Raw genomic sequence first — 15,936 nt, 5'->3', positions numbered from 1 at the left:
AGTTCCGTGGTCTCCGGCCCTGCCCCCGTCACGGGATCCACCGGTCTAAGCTGCCCTAGCAGAAGCGCTTTTGCGCCTGAAGGAAAGATGAACAAAGGTTGATCCCGCACCGCAACAGGGAAACAAAGCAGCAAAAAGGCCGGCTTGCGCCGGCCTTTTCATTGTCCTCGGTATTCTTACGGATGAACGATCATTCCGCGGGCGGCAGCGCAGGAAGCTCCGCTTCCGGCGCCGGCGACACGACGGCCGCCTGCTTCTCGCGCTCGTCCAGGATCAGCTTGTCGCGCTTCATCGCGACTTCGCGGATCTTGGCCATGGAGGCGCCGGTGCCCGCCGGGATCAGCCGGCCGACGATGACGTTCTCCTTGAGGCCTTCGAGCGGATCGATCTTGCCGTTGACCGCCGCTTCCGTGAGGACGCGGGTGGTCTCCTGGAACGATGCCGCCGAGAAGAAGGAGCGGGTCTGGAGGCTCGCCTTGGTGATGCCGAGCAGAACCGGCGTACCCGTGGCGGGCTTCTTGCCCTCTTCCTTGGCCTTCTCGTTCAGCGCGTCGAACTCGATCTTGTCGACCTGCTCGCCGGAGATCATGTCCGTATCGCCCTGGTCGGTGACTTCCACCTTCTGGAGCATCTGACGGACAATCACCTCGATGTGCTTGTCGTTGATGAGCACGCCCTGGAGCCGGTAGACCTCCTGGATCTCGTTGACCAGATAGGCCGCGAGCTCCTCGATGCCCTTGACCGCAAGGATGTCGTGCGGCGCCGGGTTGCCTTCCACGATGAAGTCGCCCTTTTCGACGACGTCGCCGTCCTGAAGGTGGATGTGCTTGCCCTTCGGGATCAGGTACTCGCGCGGCTCCTCGGTCTTGTCCATCGGCTCGATCGAGATGCGACGCTTGTTCTTGTAGTCGCGCCCGAACCGGATGGTGCCCGCGATCTCGGCGATGATCGCCGCATCCTTCGGACGCCGTGCCTCGAACAGTTCCGCCACCCGCGGCAGACCGCCGGTGATGTCACGCGTCTTGGCGCTTTCGGTCGAGACACGGGCGAGGATGTCGCCCGGATTGACCTTGGCTCCGACGTCGACCGAGAGAATGGCGTCGACCGACAGCATGTAGCGGGCATCGCCGCCACGGGCGAGCTTGAGCACCTTGCCGTCCTTGCCCTTGACCACGATGGCCGGACGCAGGTCCGAGCCGCCGCGGGTCGAGCGCCAGTCGATGACCACGCGCTTGGCGATGCCGGTGGCCTCGTCGAGCGTTTCCGAGATCGACTGCCCCTCGACCAGGTCCTCGAAGCCGATCGTACCTTCGACTTCGGTGAGGAGCGGACGAGTGTAGGGATCCCACTCGACGACGCGCTGGCCGCGCTTGACCATGTCGCCCTCGTCGACGTGCAGGCGCGAGCCGTACTGGACGCGGTGCGTCGCACGCTCGGTGCCGTCGGCATCGACGATCGCCACCACCATGTTGCGCACCATCGCGATCAGGTGACCTTCGCTGTTGCGGGCGATGGCCTTGTTCCTGATCACGATCTTGCCGTCGAAGCTGGCTTCGACGAAGGACTGCTCGTTGAGCTGCGCCGCACCGCCGATGTGGAACGTGCGCATGGTGAGCTGGGTGCCCGGCTCGCCGATCGACTGCGCCGCGATGACGCCGACGGCTTCACCGTGGTTGACCGGCGTGCCGCGGGCGAGGTCGCGGCCGTAGCACTTGCCGCAGATGCCGTTGACGAGCTCGCAGGTCAGCGCCGAGCGGATCTTCACCTCCTGCACACCACCCTGCTGGATGGCTTCCAGATGGCTCTCTTCCATCAGCGTGTCGCGCTTGATGATCACCTTGCCCGAGCTGTCACGGATATCCTCGCAGGCCGTGCGTCCGAGGATGCGCGAGCCGAGCGAAGCGACCACGGTGCCGGCATCGACGATGGCGCGCATCTTGATGCCGAGCTTGGTGCCGCAGTCGGACTGCGTGATGATGCAGTCCTGCGCGACGTCGACGAGACGACGGGTCAGGTAGCCCGAGTTCGCGGTCTTCAACGCGGTGTCCGCGAGGCCCTTGCGGGCGCCGTGGGTCGAGTTGAAGTACTCGAGCACCGAGAGGCCTTCCTTGAAGTTCGAGATGATCGGCGTCTCGATGATCTCACCCGACGGCTTGGCCATCAGGCCGCGCATGCCGGCGAGCTGGCGCATCTGGGCCGGCGAACCGCGGGCACCGGAGTGGGCCATCATGTAGATCGAGTTGATGTCGGCATCGGCTCCGCTCGCCGTCTTCTTGGTGGCGGAGATCTCCTTCATCATCGCCTTGGCGATTTCTTCCGTGGCCTTCGACCAGGCGTCGACGACCTTGTTGTACTTCTCGCCGTGGGTGATCAGGCCGTCGTTGTACTGCTGCTCGAAATCCTTCGCCAGCGTACGGGTGGTGTCGACGATCTTCCACTTGCCGTGCGGCACGACCATGTCGTCCTTGCCGAACGAGATGCCGGCCTTGAACGCGTTGTAGAAGCCGAGCGCCATGATGCGGTCGCAGAAGATCACCGTCTCCTTCTGGCCGCAGTGGCGGTAGACCTGGTCGATGACGCCAGAGATCTCGCGCTTGGTCATCAGCTTGTTGATGATCTCGTAGGTGACGCGCGGGTTCTTCGGCAGCAGGTTGCCGAGCATGACGCGGCCGGCGGTGGTCTCGATCCAGCGCTTGGAGATCTTGCCGGTCTCGTCCATGCCTTCCCACCGGTACTTGATCTTGGTGTGGAGGTGGATGACCTTCGCATGCAGCGCGTGCTCGAGCTCGGCCATGTCGCCGAACACCTTGCCCTCGCCGGGCAGGCCTTCGCGCATGATCGAGACGTAGTAGAGACCGAGCACGATGTCCTGCGACGGCACGATGATCGGCTGACCGTTCGCCGGATGCAGGATGTTGTTGGTCGACATCATCAGGACGCGCGCTTCCAGCTGCGCTTCGAGCGACAGCGGGACGTGCACGGCCATCTGGTCACCGTCGAAGTCGGCGTTGAAGGCCGAGCAGACCAGCGGGTGAAGCTGGATCGCCTTGCCCTCGATCAGCACGGGCTCGAACGCCTGGATGCCGAGACGATGCAGCGTCGGGGCGCGGTTGAGCAGCACCGGATGCTCGCGGATCACCTCGTCCAGGATGTCCCAGACCTCGGGCCGCTCCTTCTCGACCAGCTTCTTGGCCTGCTTCACGGTGGTGGACAGGCCCTTGGCGTCAAGCCGCGAATAGATGAACGGCTTGAACAGCTCGAGCGCCATCTTCTTCGGCAGGCCGCACTGATGCAGGCGCAGCTCGGGACCGACCACGATCACCGAACGGCCCGAATAGTCGACGCGCTTGCCGAGCAGGTTCTGACGGAAGCGTCCCTGCTTGCCCTTGAGCATGTCGGCGAGCGACTTCAGCGGACGCTTGTTGGCGCCGGTGATGACGCGGCCGCGGCGGCCGTTGTCGAACAGCGCATCGACCGCTTCCTGAAGCATGCGCTTCTCGTTGCGGATGATGATGTCGGGCGCGCGCAGCTCCATCAGCCGCTTCAAGCGGTTGTTGCGGTTGATGACGCGGCGGTAAAGGTCGTTGAGGTCAGAGGTCGCGAAGCGGCCGCCGTCGAGCGGCACCAACGGACGCAAGTCCGGCGGGATCACCGGAACCACGGTCATGATCATCCATTCCGGCTTGTTGCCGGAGTGGCGGAACGCTTCGACGATCTTCAGGCGCTTGGCGAGCTTCTTGTGCTTGATGTCGGAGTCGGTCTCCTGCATCTCGACGCGCAGCGTAGCCTCGAGCTTCTCGAGGTCCATGCCCTTGAGCAGCTCGCGGATCGCTTCGGCGCCGATCATGGCGGTGAAGCTGTCCTGGCCGTACTCGTCCTGCGCCTTCAGATACTCGTCTTCCGACAGCAGCTGACGGTCCTTGAGCGCGGTCAGACCCGGCTCGAGCACGACGTAGTATTCGAAGTAGAGGATCCGCTCGAGATCCTTCAGCGTCATGTCCAGCAGCAGGCCGATGCGCGAGGGCAGCGACTTCAGGAACCAGATGTGAGCGACCGGAGCGGCGAGCTCGATATGGCCCATACGCTCGCGCCGGACGCGCGACAGCGTGACCTCGACCGAGCACTTCTCGCAGATGATGCCCTTGTACTTCATGCGCTTGTACTTGCCGCACAAGCACTCGTAGTCCTTGATCGGCCCGAAGATGCGGGCGCAGAACAGGCCGTCGCGCTCGGGCTTGAAGGTACGGTAGTTGATGGTCTCCGGCTTCTTGATCTCGCCGTAGGACCAGGACAGAATCTTCTCTGGGGACGCGATCGAGATCCGGATCTGGTCGAAGACCTGAGCCGGCGTCGTCGGGTTGAAGAGATTCATAATTTCTTGGTTCATCGTCTTCTCCTCGCGTGCCGGTCGCCTCCGGCCGCAAATTCGAAAATCACTCGAGCAGGGCGCCCTGCCCTCAAGGCCTCAGGCCGGGCGCCGATGCCCGGCCGTCGAAGGCCGGGCATGAAAGGTCGAATTACTCGGCCGCTTCCGACGTCGGCGCCGGTCCCATCTTGGAGTTGTGCAGGTCGACGTTGAGGCCGAGCGAGCGCATTTCCTTGACCAGCACGTTGAACGATTCCGGAATACCGGCCTCGAACGTGTCGTCGCCGCGCACGATCGCCTCGTACACCTTGGTGCGTCCGGCGACGTCGTCCGACTTCACCGTCAGCATCTCCTGGAGCGTGTACGCCGCGCCGTAAGCCTCGAGCGCCCACACCTCCATTTCGCCAAAGCGCTGGCCACCGAACTGCGCCTTGCCGCCCAGCGGCTGCTGGGTGACGAGCGAGTACGGACCGATCGAACGCGCATGGATCTTGTCGTCGACCAGATGGTGCAGCTTGAGCATGTAGATGTAGCCCACCGTCACCTTGCGATCGAACGCATCGCCGGTGCGGCCGTCATAGACGGTCGACTGACCCGAAGCGTCCAGACCAGCCAGCTTCAGCATCTCCTCGATGTCGGCTTCCTTGGCGCCGTCGAACACCGGGGTTGCGATCGGCACGCCGCGGCTGAGGTTGTGGCCGAGCTCAAGCAGCTCGTTGTCGTTGAGCGTCTTGATGGTCTCGTCCTCGCCGTAGACCTTCTTCAAGGTTTCCTTCAGCGGCTTGATGTCCTGCTTCGACAAATAGGCATCGACCGTCTGGCCGATACGCTTGCCGAGGCCGGCGCAGGCCCAGCCGAGATGGGTCTCGAGGATCTGTCCGACGTTCATGCGCGAGGGCACGCCCAGCGGGTTGAGCACGATGTCGGCGTGCGTACCGTCTTCGAGGAACGGCATGTCCTCGATCGGCACGATCTTCGACACCACGCCCTTGTTGCCGTGGCGGCCGGCCATCTTGTCGCCGGGCTGGATCTTGCGCTTCACCGCGACGAAGACCTTGACCATCTTCATCACGCCGGGCGGCAATTCGTCGCCGCGCTGGAGCTTCTCGACCTTGTCGAGGAAGCGCTGTTCAAGCCCCTTCTTCGACTCGTCGTACTGCTTCCGCATGGCCTCGATCTCGGCCATCAGCTTGTCGTTCGGCGAAGCGAACAGCCACCACTGCGACTTCGGGTACTCCTCGAGCACCGCACGGGTGATCTTGGTGTCCTTCTTGAAGCCCTTCGGACCGGCAATGCCCTGCCGCCCCTCGAGGAGCTCGGCAAGACGGTTGTAGACGTTGCGGTCCAGGATCGCCTGCTCGTCGTCGCGGTCCTTGGCCAGACGCTCGATCTCTTCCCGCTCGATCGCCAGCGCACGCTCGTCCTTGTCGACGCCGTGACGGTTGAACACGCGCACTTCCACGATCGTGCCCTGCACGCCCGGAGGAACGCGCAGCGAGGTGTCGCGAACGTCGGAGGCCTTCTCGCCGAAGATGGCGCGCAGGAGCTTCTCTTCCGGCGTCATCGGGCTTTCGCCCTTCGGCGTGATCTTGCCGACCAGGATGTCGCCGGCACGCACTTCCGCGCCGATGTAGACGATACCAGCTTCGTCGAGGTTCTTCAGCGCTTCTTCCGAGACGTTCGGAATGTCGCGGGTGATTTCCTCAGGTCCGAGCTTGGTGTCGCGGGCCATCACCTCGAACTCCTCGATGTGGATCGAGGTGAAGACGTCTTCCTTCACGATCCGCTCGGAGAGCAGGATCGAGTCTTCGAAGTTGTAGCCGTTCCACGGCATGAACGCGACGAGCACGTTCCGGCCGAGCGCGAGCTCGCCGAGATCGGTCGACGGACCGTCGGCGATGATGTCGCCCTTCTTGACGATGTCGCCGACCTTCACCAGCGGACGCTGGTTGATGCAGGTCGACTGGTTGGAGCGCTGGTACTTCATCAGACGGTAGATATCGACGCCCGACTTGGTCGGATCGAGATCTTCCGTGGCGCGAATGACGACGCGGGTCGCGTCGATCTGGTCGATCACGCCGGAACGGCGCGCCGCGATCGCGGCACCCGAGTCACGGGCAACCACGCCTTCCATGCCGGTGCCGACGAACGGCGCCTCGGCGCGAACCAGCGGCACCGCCTGGCGCTGCATGTTCGAGCCCATCAGCGCGCGGTTGGCGTCGTCGTTCTCGAGGAACGGGATCAGCGCCGCGGCGACGGAGACGAGCTGCTTCGGCGACACGTCCATGTAGTCGACCTTGTCCGGCGTCACCGGCAGAACTTCGCCGGCGTGACGGCAGACCACGAGGTCTTCGGTGAAGCGGCCCTTCGGGTCGAGCGGCACGTTCGCCTGCGCGACCGTGTAGCGGCCCTCTTCCATCGCCGAGAGGTACACGACCTCGTCGGTGACGCGGCCGTCCTTGACCTTGCGGTAAGGCGTCTCCACGAAGCCGTACTTGTTCACGCGCGCGAAGGTCGCGAGCGAGTTGATCAGGCCGATGTTCGGACCTTCCGGCGTCTCGATCGGGCAGATACGGCCGTAATGGGTCGGATGCACGTCGCGGACTTCGAAGCCGGCGCGCTCGCGGGTCAGACCGCCCGGTCCAAGCGCCGAGAGACGACGCTTGTGGGTGATCTCCGAGAGCGGGTTGGTCTGGTCCATGAACTGCGAGAGCTGCGAAGAGCCGAAGAACTCGCGCACGGCGGCAGCCGCGGGCTTCGCGTTGATCAGGTCCTGCGGCATGACCGTGTCGATGTCGACCGAGGACATGCGCTCCTTGATCGCGCGCTCCATACGCAGGAGGCCGATGCGGTATTGGTTCTCCATGAGCTCGCCGACCGAGCGCACACGGCGGTTGCCGAGATGGTCGATGTCGTCGATCTCGCCCTTGCCGTCGCGCAGGTCCACCAGAGTCTTGATGACCGAGAGGATGTCTTCCTTGCGCAGCGTGCGCTGGGTGTCGGGCGCATCGAGGTCGAGGCGCATGTTCATCTTGACGCGGCCGACGGCGGAAAGGTCGTAACGCTCGGCGTCGAAGAACAGCGACTGGAACATGGCCTGCGCCGATTCCAGCGTCGGCGGCTCGCCCGGACGCATCACGCGGTAGATGTCGAACAGCGCGTCCTCGCGCGTCATGTTCTTGTCGGCCGAGAGCGTGTTGCGGATGTAGGGGCCGACATTGACGTGGTCGATGTCGAGCAGCGGCAGCTCCTTGTAGCCCTGCTCGTTGAGCGCCTTCATCAGCTTGTCGGTGATTTCCTCACCGGCTTCGGCGTGGATCTCACCCGTCTTCGGGTTGACGAGGTCCTCGGCGACGTAGTTGCCGACCAGCTCCTCATCGGCCATGCGCAGCGCCTTCAGCCCCTTCTCCTGGAGCTGGCGGGCGGCACGGACGGTGAGCTTCTTGCCGGCCTCGAGCACGACCTTGCCGGTGTCGGCGTCGATCAGGTCGTTGACGGTCGAGTAGCCGCGGAAACGGTTGGCGTCGAACGGAACGCGCCAGCCTTCCTTGGTCCGCTTGTAGAGAATCTTCTTGTAGAACGTGGACAGGATCGCTTCGCCGTCGAGGCCGAGGGCGAACATCAGCGACGTCACCGGAATCTTGCGGCGACGGTCGATACGCGCATAGACGATGTCCTTGGCGTCGAACTCGATGTCGAGCCAGGAGCCGCGATACGGGATCACGCGGGCGGCGAACAGCAGCTTGCCCGAGGAATGGGTCTTGCCCTTGTCGTGGTCGAAGAACACGCCGGGCGAACGGTGCATCTGCGAGACGATGACGCGCTCGGTGCCGTTGACGATGAAGGTGCCGTTCATCGTCATGAGCGGGATGTCGCCCATGTAGACGTCCTGCTCCTTGATGTCCTTGACCGACTTCGCACCGGTTTCCTCGTCGATATCGAACACGATGAGGCGCAGCGTCACCTTGAGGGGAGCCGCGAAGGTCATGCCGCGCTGGCGGCACTCGTCGACGTCGTATTTCGGCTGCTCGAACTCGTAGCGGACGAATTCCAGCATCGAGGTGCCCGAGAAGTCGGAGATCGGGAACACCGAGCGGAACACCGCCTGCAGACCCTCGTCGAGGCGGCCGCCAGTGGGTTCATCGACCATCAGGAACTGGTCATAGGACGCCTTCTGAACCTCGATGAGGTTCGGCATCTCGGCGACTTCCTTGATGTGTCCGAAGAACTTGCGAACGCGTTTGCGACCGGTGAATGTCTGCTGCGCCATCGTGGCCTCTCATTTCGTCGCCCGCTCTGGGCGCGCCGTCCGGAACGCGGCTGCCACCGCTTCCCGGGTTGAATTTTTCGAACCCGTTTTGGGGGGTCGGAAACTCAGTTTCAGGCGGGAATGTCCTGAATCTGTTCTTCAGACCTTCAAAACGCAAAACGACGCGCGGGGCGCTGCTGCGCGCCCGCCCGTCACAACGATCGTCTTCACGGACTGCAAAAGCCCGAAATAGCCTGCTCTCCCAACGGCTTACAGGGAAATCCGGCCTCCCTGCCCACCGCGCTTTCGTGCTGTCGACCCGATATGGGGCGACAATAGTGTAGATTCGAGGGTTAAACCCGCAAATCCCCACACTTTTTCGTGTTCGGCCTACGTCGGGGCGTTCCGTCGCACGCCTTTTGCATCCGGCCCGCCCCCTTGGAGGGTGGACCAAGATCCCGGGCTGAGCCGATGCTCGCCCGGGATCCCGTACCAGTAAGCCGTGCTTACTTGAGCTCGACCTTGGCGCCAGCCTTCTCGATCTGGGCCTTGATCTTCTCGGCTTCTTCCTTGTTCACGCCTTCCTTCAGCGGCTTCGGAGCACCCTCGACGAGGTCCTTTGCTTCCTTGAGGCCGAGACCGGTGATGGCGCGGACTTCCTTGATGACCTCGATCTTCTTCTCGCCGGCAGAGGCGAGAACGACCGTGAACTCGGTCTTCTCTTCCGCCGGAGCGGCGGCAGCGCCACCACCAGCCGGGCCGGCCACGGCGACAGCCGCGGCAGCCGAAACGCCCCACTTCTCTTCGAGGAGCTTCGCCAGTTCAGCGGCTTCGAGCACGGTGAGGCTCGAGAGGTCGTCAACGATCTTCTGCAAGTCAGCCATTGTTCAGTTTCCTTACGTGTATGTCTGGTTCGGGTTTGAGTTTTGCGAAGGGCGTCAGGCCGCTTCGCCCTTTGAGGCATGAGCCTGGATGACGCGCGCGAGTTTGCCCGCGGGCGCGTTGGCGAGCTGAGCCAGCTTGGTCGCCGGGGCCACAAGCAGGCCGACGATCTTGCCGCGCAGTTCATCAAGCGACGGCAGCGAGGCAAGTGCCTTCACGCCGTCGACATTCAGGACGGTCTTCCCCATCGATCCGCCGACGATGACGAACTTTTCGTTCGCCTTGGCGAATTCAATGGCGACCTTTGGCGCCGCTACCGGATCGTTCGAGGTGGCGATCACGGTCGGCCCCTTCAGCATGGGGCCGATGGCAACGACGTCAGTGCCTTCAAGAGCAATTTTGGCGAGACGGTTCTTCGAGACCTTCACCGCAGCGCCCGCCTGCTTCATCTGCTGGCGCAGCTTCTGCATCTGGGCGACGGTGAGGCCGGAATATTGAGCAACGACCGCGACGCTCGTGGTCTTGAAGACCTCATTGAGCTGTTCGACCGCTTCCTTTTTTGCCGCTCGTTCCACAGCAAGCTCTCTCCGGTTGGCGGTCATCGCGAAAAGCGGGACCGCCGGGTTGCACCCATCGTCCCGCCCAAACCTGAACCTCCGGGCCAAAACCCTTCGGACGCGCCGGGCAAGACGACAATTCAAAGCCTGCCCTCCGGGAACCCCTTAGAGGTCCACGGCGTGTCGAGGTCCGAACCAGACCCGTTTCGCAAAGCCAGCCCTTAAAGCTGAGTGCGAAGTGAAATCCGGTCTTCACCCGTCTATGCAGGCCATGCGATTAAGCCGTTGAGAAATCGAAATTCCCCGCGGGCGCCTGCAGTCTTGGACAGGACAAGGTCAGCCGGCGAACCGCCCGACCTCTGCCCGCATCCCTTCCGGCCGACAGTCTTTCCTTCCTTTTCGGGCAAATCCTCGCGGACGTCCTGAAAAGGAATGAGCTCCTGCCGTGTCGGGTTTTCGGAATGCGTGCACGAACGCGCCAGCCGAGGCCGGCACGTCCGGAAGCGGTTCTTTAACCGCTCTCTGCCGGCTTGCCAAGAGCAAAATTCGCACCAGTTCCGATCCGATGCCGGTGGGACTGGAACCCCGCGCCAAAGGCGTGGTCCCGCCGAGGGTTAGCGAAGTCTTTTCGCACAATGCCGCATCGGAATGCACGCCTTACGGATCAGGCAAGGCTTCTCAGCTATGGGTTGAGCTTCGCACCCTCTTCTCCTCCAAGTTCCCTCTGAAGCGCAAATCGACAGGGATCAATGATCCGGCACACCGTCACCCTGCTCCTCGGACTGGCGATCCTCGCGGCGGCCTATTGGGTGCTGGCAAGCTGGCCGATCATCGCGCTGGTCTTCTTCTTCCTCGTGCGGGATGTCGCTGGCGGCCTCAACGTCCTCTGGTTGGCCGTCATCGTCGGAATGATGGCTTTTGGCGCGACCCGAAGACATCCCGGGCTCGTCGCGGCGCCGCTGCTGTTCTTCGCGGCCTGGTTCGGCGTCTCCGTCGTGGACCGCTACAAGGCCGAGGCGGAGACCGATCCGTCCCTTGCCGTCCGGACCATACCGGCGGAACTGAAGGACATCCGCACCGTCACCCTGGTCACCCGCGGGGTCCGGGGCTGCTGCGGACAGGTCTCGCTGCTGGCCGATCATCTGGTCGATCGCTATGTCCATGCCGCCGATGACGAGAAAGGCCATATCGGACCGATCCAGATGACCGAGCTTGCCGCGGCCAAGGATTGCACCGCTGAGGAGCTCCGCCGGTCCGAACTGCTGCAACGCGCCGGCCGGATCGGCGAATGCCTGAAGACAACGACGATCGACAGCATTCCCGACGGGCTCGTAGTTAGGATGCAGCCCAGGCCCTACTATCCCATGGTCGGTTGCTGCACCGTCGGCACGCTCAATGTCCGGCAGAACGGCGAGGAGCGCGTCGCGGCGACCTGGCACTCCGGCCGGCGCGTCGTGCGCAGCTACGCCCCGCTATTCGGGAGGCCGAACGCACCCGATCCGACCGTGTCGGTGTGGTCGGGATTCGCGGGCGGTCCATCGCAGATGGTCTGGATCGGCGGTCCCACCTTCACCGCCGAGGACCTCGCGGCCGCGGCCTACGGCATCGACTGGGCTGCACCGCCGAAGACACCCGACGTCAGCATCGCCGAGCTGATCCGCCGCGCGGTCGAGATTTCCAAGGGCCCCACCCGCACCGCCGCCCTCGACATCGCGCTGGCCGTGCAGGCCAAGGGCGGCGTCAATGACGAGCTGCTCCGCATGATGGCCTCCTTCATCGAACTGTCGAGCAGCCACAGCCCCGCCTATCAATCGATCCAGAAATTCTGGTTCAAGCTTGATCCCGGCCGGCAGCGCCAGTTCATCGACCTGATCGTGGCGCGCATGAAGGACCCGGCCATAGGCTTCGACTACAATCGCGCCGAGCTGCCGTTCCACTGGGATGCCGCGAAATTCCCCGGCATCCCGGATCAGGCGCTGCTCGTCTTTGAGGAACGACGCGACCTGAAGACCTGGCAATATGAGCTGGCGCTGCGGCTCGCGGCCAAGGCCGCCTTCGGATCGGATCAATATGCTGCCGAGCAGCGCCAGCGCTTTGGCTTGATCCGGGACGATTCCAGCGACGCATTCAGCAGCCGCGCGCTGGCGTTCAAGCGCGTCTACTTTCTGGGCAATGACGAGCAGCGCGAATTCTACGCCGACCAGCTCGATCGCGTTCCTGATGCGATGCTCGAACAGTTCCTGATCGCGACCGGCTGGCATCGCAGCCCGCATGAGCCGAACGCGACGGTTACGACCCGGATGCTGCGCGAACGCGCCGCGGCCCGCATCGCGGCGGTGAAAGACGACAAGCTCAGGCGCGATCTCCAGGAGAGATTCCGCCTCGATCGCGCCAGCTAGGTCTTGACCGCGTAAGGCAGCGGCTTGCCCGCGAAGAATGCGGTGAGGTTCGCCAGCACGCAGTTCTGCATGGCGACGTGCGAGTCCAGGGTATGGCCGCCGATATGCGGGGCGAACACGACGTTGGGCAGCGCGGTCAGCGCGTCGGGGGCGTGCGGTTCCTTCTCGAAGACGTCGAGGCGGCGCCGGCGATGGTCTTGTCGGTGAGCGCCGCGACCAGGGCCTTCTCGTCGATGACAGAGCCGCGGGAAATATTGACGACATAGCCATCCGCGCCGAGGCGCTTCAGGATATCGGCGTTGACGACGTGCTGGGTCTCGGCCCCTGCCCGGACCGCGATCATCAGCACGCTGCACCAGTCGGCCAGCGCCTCCAGCGACGGGAAATACTGATACGGCAGATCGTATTGGGTGCGGCTGAAATAACCGACCTCGCTCTCGAAGGCGGCGCAGCGCGCGGCGATCTTGCGGCCGATCTCGCCCATGCCATAGACGCCGATGCGGCGGCCGGGCATGCCGGCCTGCGGCCGCATCATCGGCGACTGTTTTGACGCGGCCCAGTCGCCGCTGCGGACATATTGGTCGGCCACCAAGATCCGCCGCGTCGTCGCCAGCATCAGGGTCATCGCGATGTCGGCGACCGAGGCGGCATTGGCGCCCGGGCTGTGACCGACCGCGATGTTGCGGCTAGCTGCCGCCTTCAGATCGACACCGTCATAGCCGGTACCGTAGCAGACGATGGCGCCGAGCTTCGGAAACAGGTCCATCGCCTCCGCGCCAAGCGGCGAGCCGCCAGCGGTCAGCATCGCACGGATGCCGCCGAGCTCGTCGGCCGGAAACACCTCGTGCGCCGGCTTGCCACCGGTGTCGAGCAGCTCGAACTGCTCGGCGAAGCGCGCCATCATCGTCTTCGGAAAGCGCGAATAGATCAGGACCTTGTCAGCCATTGTTCTTGTTTCCGGTGAATCCCGCAGACAAACGAAAGGGGCGGAATCGGTTGCCCAATTCCGCCCCTCGCCTCATGCAATTTCCAAACCTCAGCCGAGAATAGTGCCCGGCTCGACCTTCACGCCCGGGCCCATCGTCGAGGACACCGCAACGCGCTGGATGTAGGTGCCCTTGGAGCCGGCCGGCTTCGCCTTCGAGACAGCATCGGCCAGAGCCTTGATGTTCTCGACCAGCTTCTCCTCGGAGAACGAGGCCTTGCCGACGCCGGCCTGCAGGATGCCGGCCTTCTCGACACGGAACTCGACCGAGCCGCCCTTGGCACCCTTCACCGCACCGGTGACGTCCATGGTCACGGTGCCGATCTTCGGGTTCGGCATCAGGCCGCGCGGGCCGAGCACCTTACCGAGACGGCCGACCAGCGGCATCATGTCCGGGGTGGCGATGCAGCGGTCGAAATCGATCGAGCCGTTCTGCACCTTCTCGACCAGATCCTCGGCGCCGACGACGTCGGCACCGGCGCCTTGGCTTCATCGGCCTTGGCGCCGCGGGCGAACACACCGACGCGGAGCGTACGGCCGGTGCCGTTCGGCAGGGTCACGACGCCGCGGACCATCTGGTCGGCGTGACGCGGATCGACGCCGAGATTGATCGAAACCTCGATGGTCTCGTCGAACTTCGCTTTCGCGCGCTCCTTGACCATCTTGATGGCGTCCGCGAGCGGGTAAAGCTTTTCGCGGTCAATGCCTTCGCGGGCTTTGTTCAAACGCTTTCCGATTGCCATGACCGCTTACCCCGCAACTTCCAGACCCATCGAACGGGCGGAGCCCTCGACCATCTTCATGGCCGATTCGATGGTGTCGCAATTCAAGTCCTTCATCTTCTTCTCGGCGATCTCGCGCACCTGCGCCTTGGTCACCTTGCCGGCCTTGTCACGGCCCGGCGCCTTCGAGCCGGACTGGATCTTGGCGGCCTGCTTGAGGAAGTAGGACACCGGCGGCGTCTTCATCTCGAAGGTGAAGGAACGGTCCGCATAGATGGTGATGATCACCGGGATCGGGGTGTTCTTCTCTTCCTTCTGGGTCTGGGCGTTGAACGCCTTGCAGAACTCCATGATGTTGAGACCGCGCTGACCGAGCGCGGGACCGATCGGGGGCGAAGGATTCGCCGCACCGGCCGGGACCTGAAGCTTCAGGTATCCGGTCACTTTCTTTGCCATGTATCACTCCTGTTGTGCCGGCTAGGCCGGCGGTTTCAGGTTCGTGGTCTGGGTCGGATGCGGCTGGCAACCGCCCTCTCCCTCCCACGGCCTCTCTTTGCGCAAGACCTTACGGCTTTGCGCGCTACCCGATCAGACCTTCTCGACCTGACCGAATTCCAGTTCGACCGGCGTTGCGCGGCCGAAGATCGACACTGCGACCTTCACGCGCGAGCGCGCCTCGTCGATTTCCTCGACCACACCCGAGAACGAGGCGAACGGGCCGTCGGCCACGCGCACGTTCTCGCCGATCTCGAACGACACCGACGCCTTCGGCCGTTCCACGCCCTCCTGCACCTGGTGCAGGATGCGCATGGCCTCGGCTTCCGAGATCGGCATCGGCTTGTTTTCCGCGCCGAGGAAGCCCGTGACCTTCGGGGTGTTCTTGATCAGATGAAACGCCTCGTCGGTCAGCTTCATCTTCACCAGCACGTAGCCCGGGAAGAACTTGCGCTCGGCGTCGATCTTGCGGCCGCGGCGCACTTCCGTGACCTTCTCGGTCGGAACCAGCACCAGCTCGAACAGCTCCTCGAGCCCGCGCTGCTTGGCCTGCTCGCGGATCGATTCGGCGACCTTCTTCTCGAAGTTCGAATAGGCGTGGACGATGTACCAGCGCTTGTCGGTCAATTGAGCGGTTGCTGTTGCCATCAGTGAATGCCCAAGAGGAAGGTGATGAGATAGCGGATGATCTGGTCGGCGGCGAAGAAGAAGACCGAAGCCACGGCGACCATCACGAACACCATGATGGTGGTGATCGTGGTCTCACGACGGGTCGGCCAGGTGACCTTGGCGGTCTCCGAGCGCACTTCCTGCAAGAACTTGAACGGGCTGACTGCCATCGCTTGAATGTCCAACGTCCGTCGCCAGACGCGCATGAATTTCGGGGACCCGAACAGCCGCCGTTGGCCCAGCCCTCTGTCGCGAAGGATGAGCCGGAAACCGGGCTCGATTGTTCGGGGATTTAAAGCCGCGCCGGATATCCGCATCTCAACGGGCCGGCTGCGAGTGCCGGGTAGATACTGCGGATGGGGCCAAAGGTCAAGGTGTGGCCGAGCCCGGATGCCCGCGGCAACCGCGCGCGGACCTGATCCGGATCAATGGGTTACCCGACCTGCCTCTATCCTGATTGGCTGGATGGACTGGCAGGAGTGGCAGGGCTCGAACCTGCGACCCCCGGTTTTGGAGACCGGTGCTCTACCAATTGAGCTACACTCCTACGGACCCTCGCGTCGCCACGCGGATCAGGGGCGCTTTCAAGCACAGGGGGCGGCTGGTTTGCAA

General features: G+C 63.7%; 8 protein-coding genes, 1 tRNA gene and 2 pseudogenes. 1 reads left to right on the top strand and 10 read right to left on the bottom strand.

Annotated features, from left to right (window positions below; genetic code table 11):
• Positions 1-190 precede the first annotated feature (190 nt).
• The 4 genes from rpoC to rplJ all read right to left on the bottom strand — a co-directional run bounded on the left by rpoC (position 191) and on the right by rplJ (position 10,072).
• Positions 191-4,387, bottom strand: a complete 4,197-nt coding sequence (rpoC, locus tag FOM02_RS41775) for a DNA-directed RNA polymerase subunit beta' (RefSeq protein WP_028146248.1) — start codon at positions 4,385-4,387, stop codon at positions 191-193.
• Positions 4,388-4,517: 130 nt separating this feature from the next.
• Positions 4,518-8,636, bottom strand: a complete 4,119-nt coding sequence (rpoB, locus tag FOM02_RS41770; protein WP_027564414.1) for a DNA-directed RNA polymerase subunit beta — start codon at positions 8,634-8,636, stop codon at positions 4,518-4,520.
• A 485-nt stretch (positions 8,637-9,121) separates the two neighbouring features.
• Positions 9,122-9,499, bottom strand: a complete 378-nt coding sequence (gene rplL, locus FOM02_RS41765; protein ID WP_018647233.1) for a 50S ribosomal protein L7/L12 — start codon at positions 9,497-9,499, stop codon at positions 9,122-9,124.
• Between the two features lie 54 nt (positions 9,500-9,553).
• Entirely contained in the window at positions 9,554-10,072 is a 519-nt protein-coding gene (gene rplJ / locus FOM02_RS41760; RefSeq protein WP_018322254.1) for a 50S ribosomal protein L10, read from the bottom strand.
• A gap of 731 nt (positions 10,073-10,803) precedes the next feature.
• Between rplJ and FOM02_RS41755 the strand changes: the two genes are divergently transcribed.
• Positions 10,804-12,453: a hypothetical protein gene (locus tag FOM02_RS41755; RefSeq protein WP_027564415.1), complete on the top strand. Its 1,650-nt coding sequence runs from the start codon at positions 10,804-10,806 to the stop codon at positions 12,451-12,453.
• Here the strand turns inward: FOM02_RS41755 and FOM02_RS41750 are convergent.
• The 6 genes and pseudogenes from FOM02_RS41750 to FOM02_RS41725 form a co-directional block, all read right to left on the bottom strand.
• Positions 12,450-13,399: pseudogene (locus FOM02_RS41750) on the bottom strand (2-hydroxyacid dehydrogenase). The gene FOM02_RS41755 and the pseudogene FOM02_RS41750 sit on opposite strands and share 4 nt — an antisense overlap.
• Before the next feature lie 90 nt (positions 13,400-13,489).
• A pseudogene (gene rplA / locus FOM02_RS41745) lies at positions 13,490-14,181 on the bottom strand (50S ribosomal protein L1).
• A gap of 6 nt (positions 14,182-14,187) precedes the next feature.
• Entirely contained in the window at positions 14,188-14,616 is a 429-nt protein-coding gene (gene rplK / locus FOM02_RS41740; RefSeq protein ID WP_027564418.1) for a 50S ribosomal protein L11, read from the bottom strand.
• Positions 14,617-14,748: 132 nt separating this feature from the next.
• Positions 14,749-15,303: a transcription termination/antitermination protein NusG gene (gene nusG / locus FOM02_RS41735; protein ID WP_027564419.1), complete on the bottom strand. Its 555-nt coding sequence runs from the start codon at positions 15,301-15,303 to the stop codon at positions 14,749-14,751.
• Positions 15,303-15,494 (bottom strand): preprotein translocase subunit SecE, encoded by a 192-nt coding sequence (gene secE, locus FOM02_RS41730; RefSeq protein ID WP_027564420.1) that lies wholly within the window; start codon positions 15,492-15,494, stop codon positions 15,303-15,305. Before secE ends, nusG begins: the two co-directional genes overlap by 1 nt.
• Before the next feature lie 301 nt (positions 15,495-15,795).
• A tRNA-Trp gene (locus FOM02_RS41725) sits at positions 15,796-15,871 on the bottom strand.
• Between the last annotated feature and the right edge of the window lie 65 nt (positions 15,872-15,936).

It is taken from the genome of Bradyrhizobium sp. SEMIA (genome assembly GCF_014844175.1).
Lineage (GTDB): Bacteria > Pseudomonadota > Alphaproteobacteria > Rhizobiales > Xanthobacteraceae > Bradyrhizobium > Bradyrhizobium arachidis.
The sequence above is the reverse complement of the archived record's forward strand: the minus strand, read 5'-3'. Positions and strand labels throughout refer to the sequence as shown.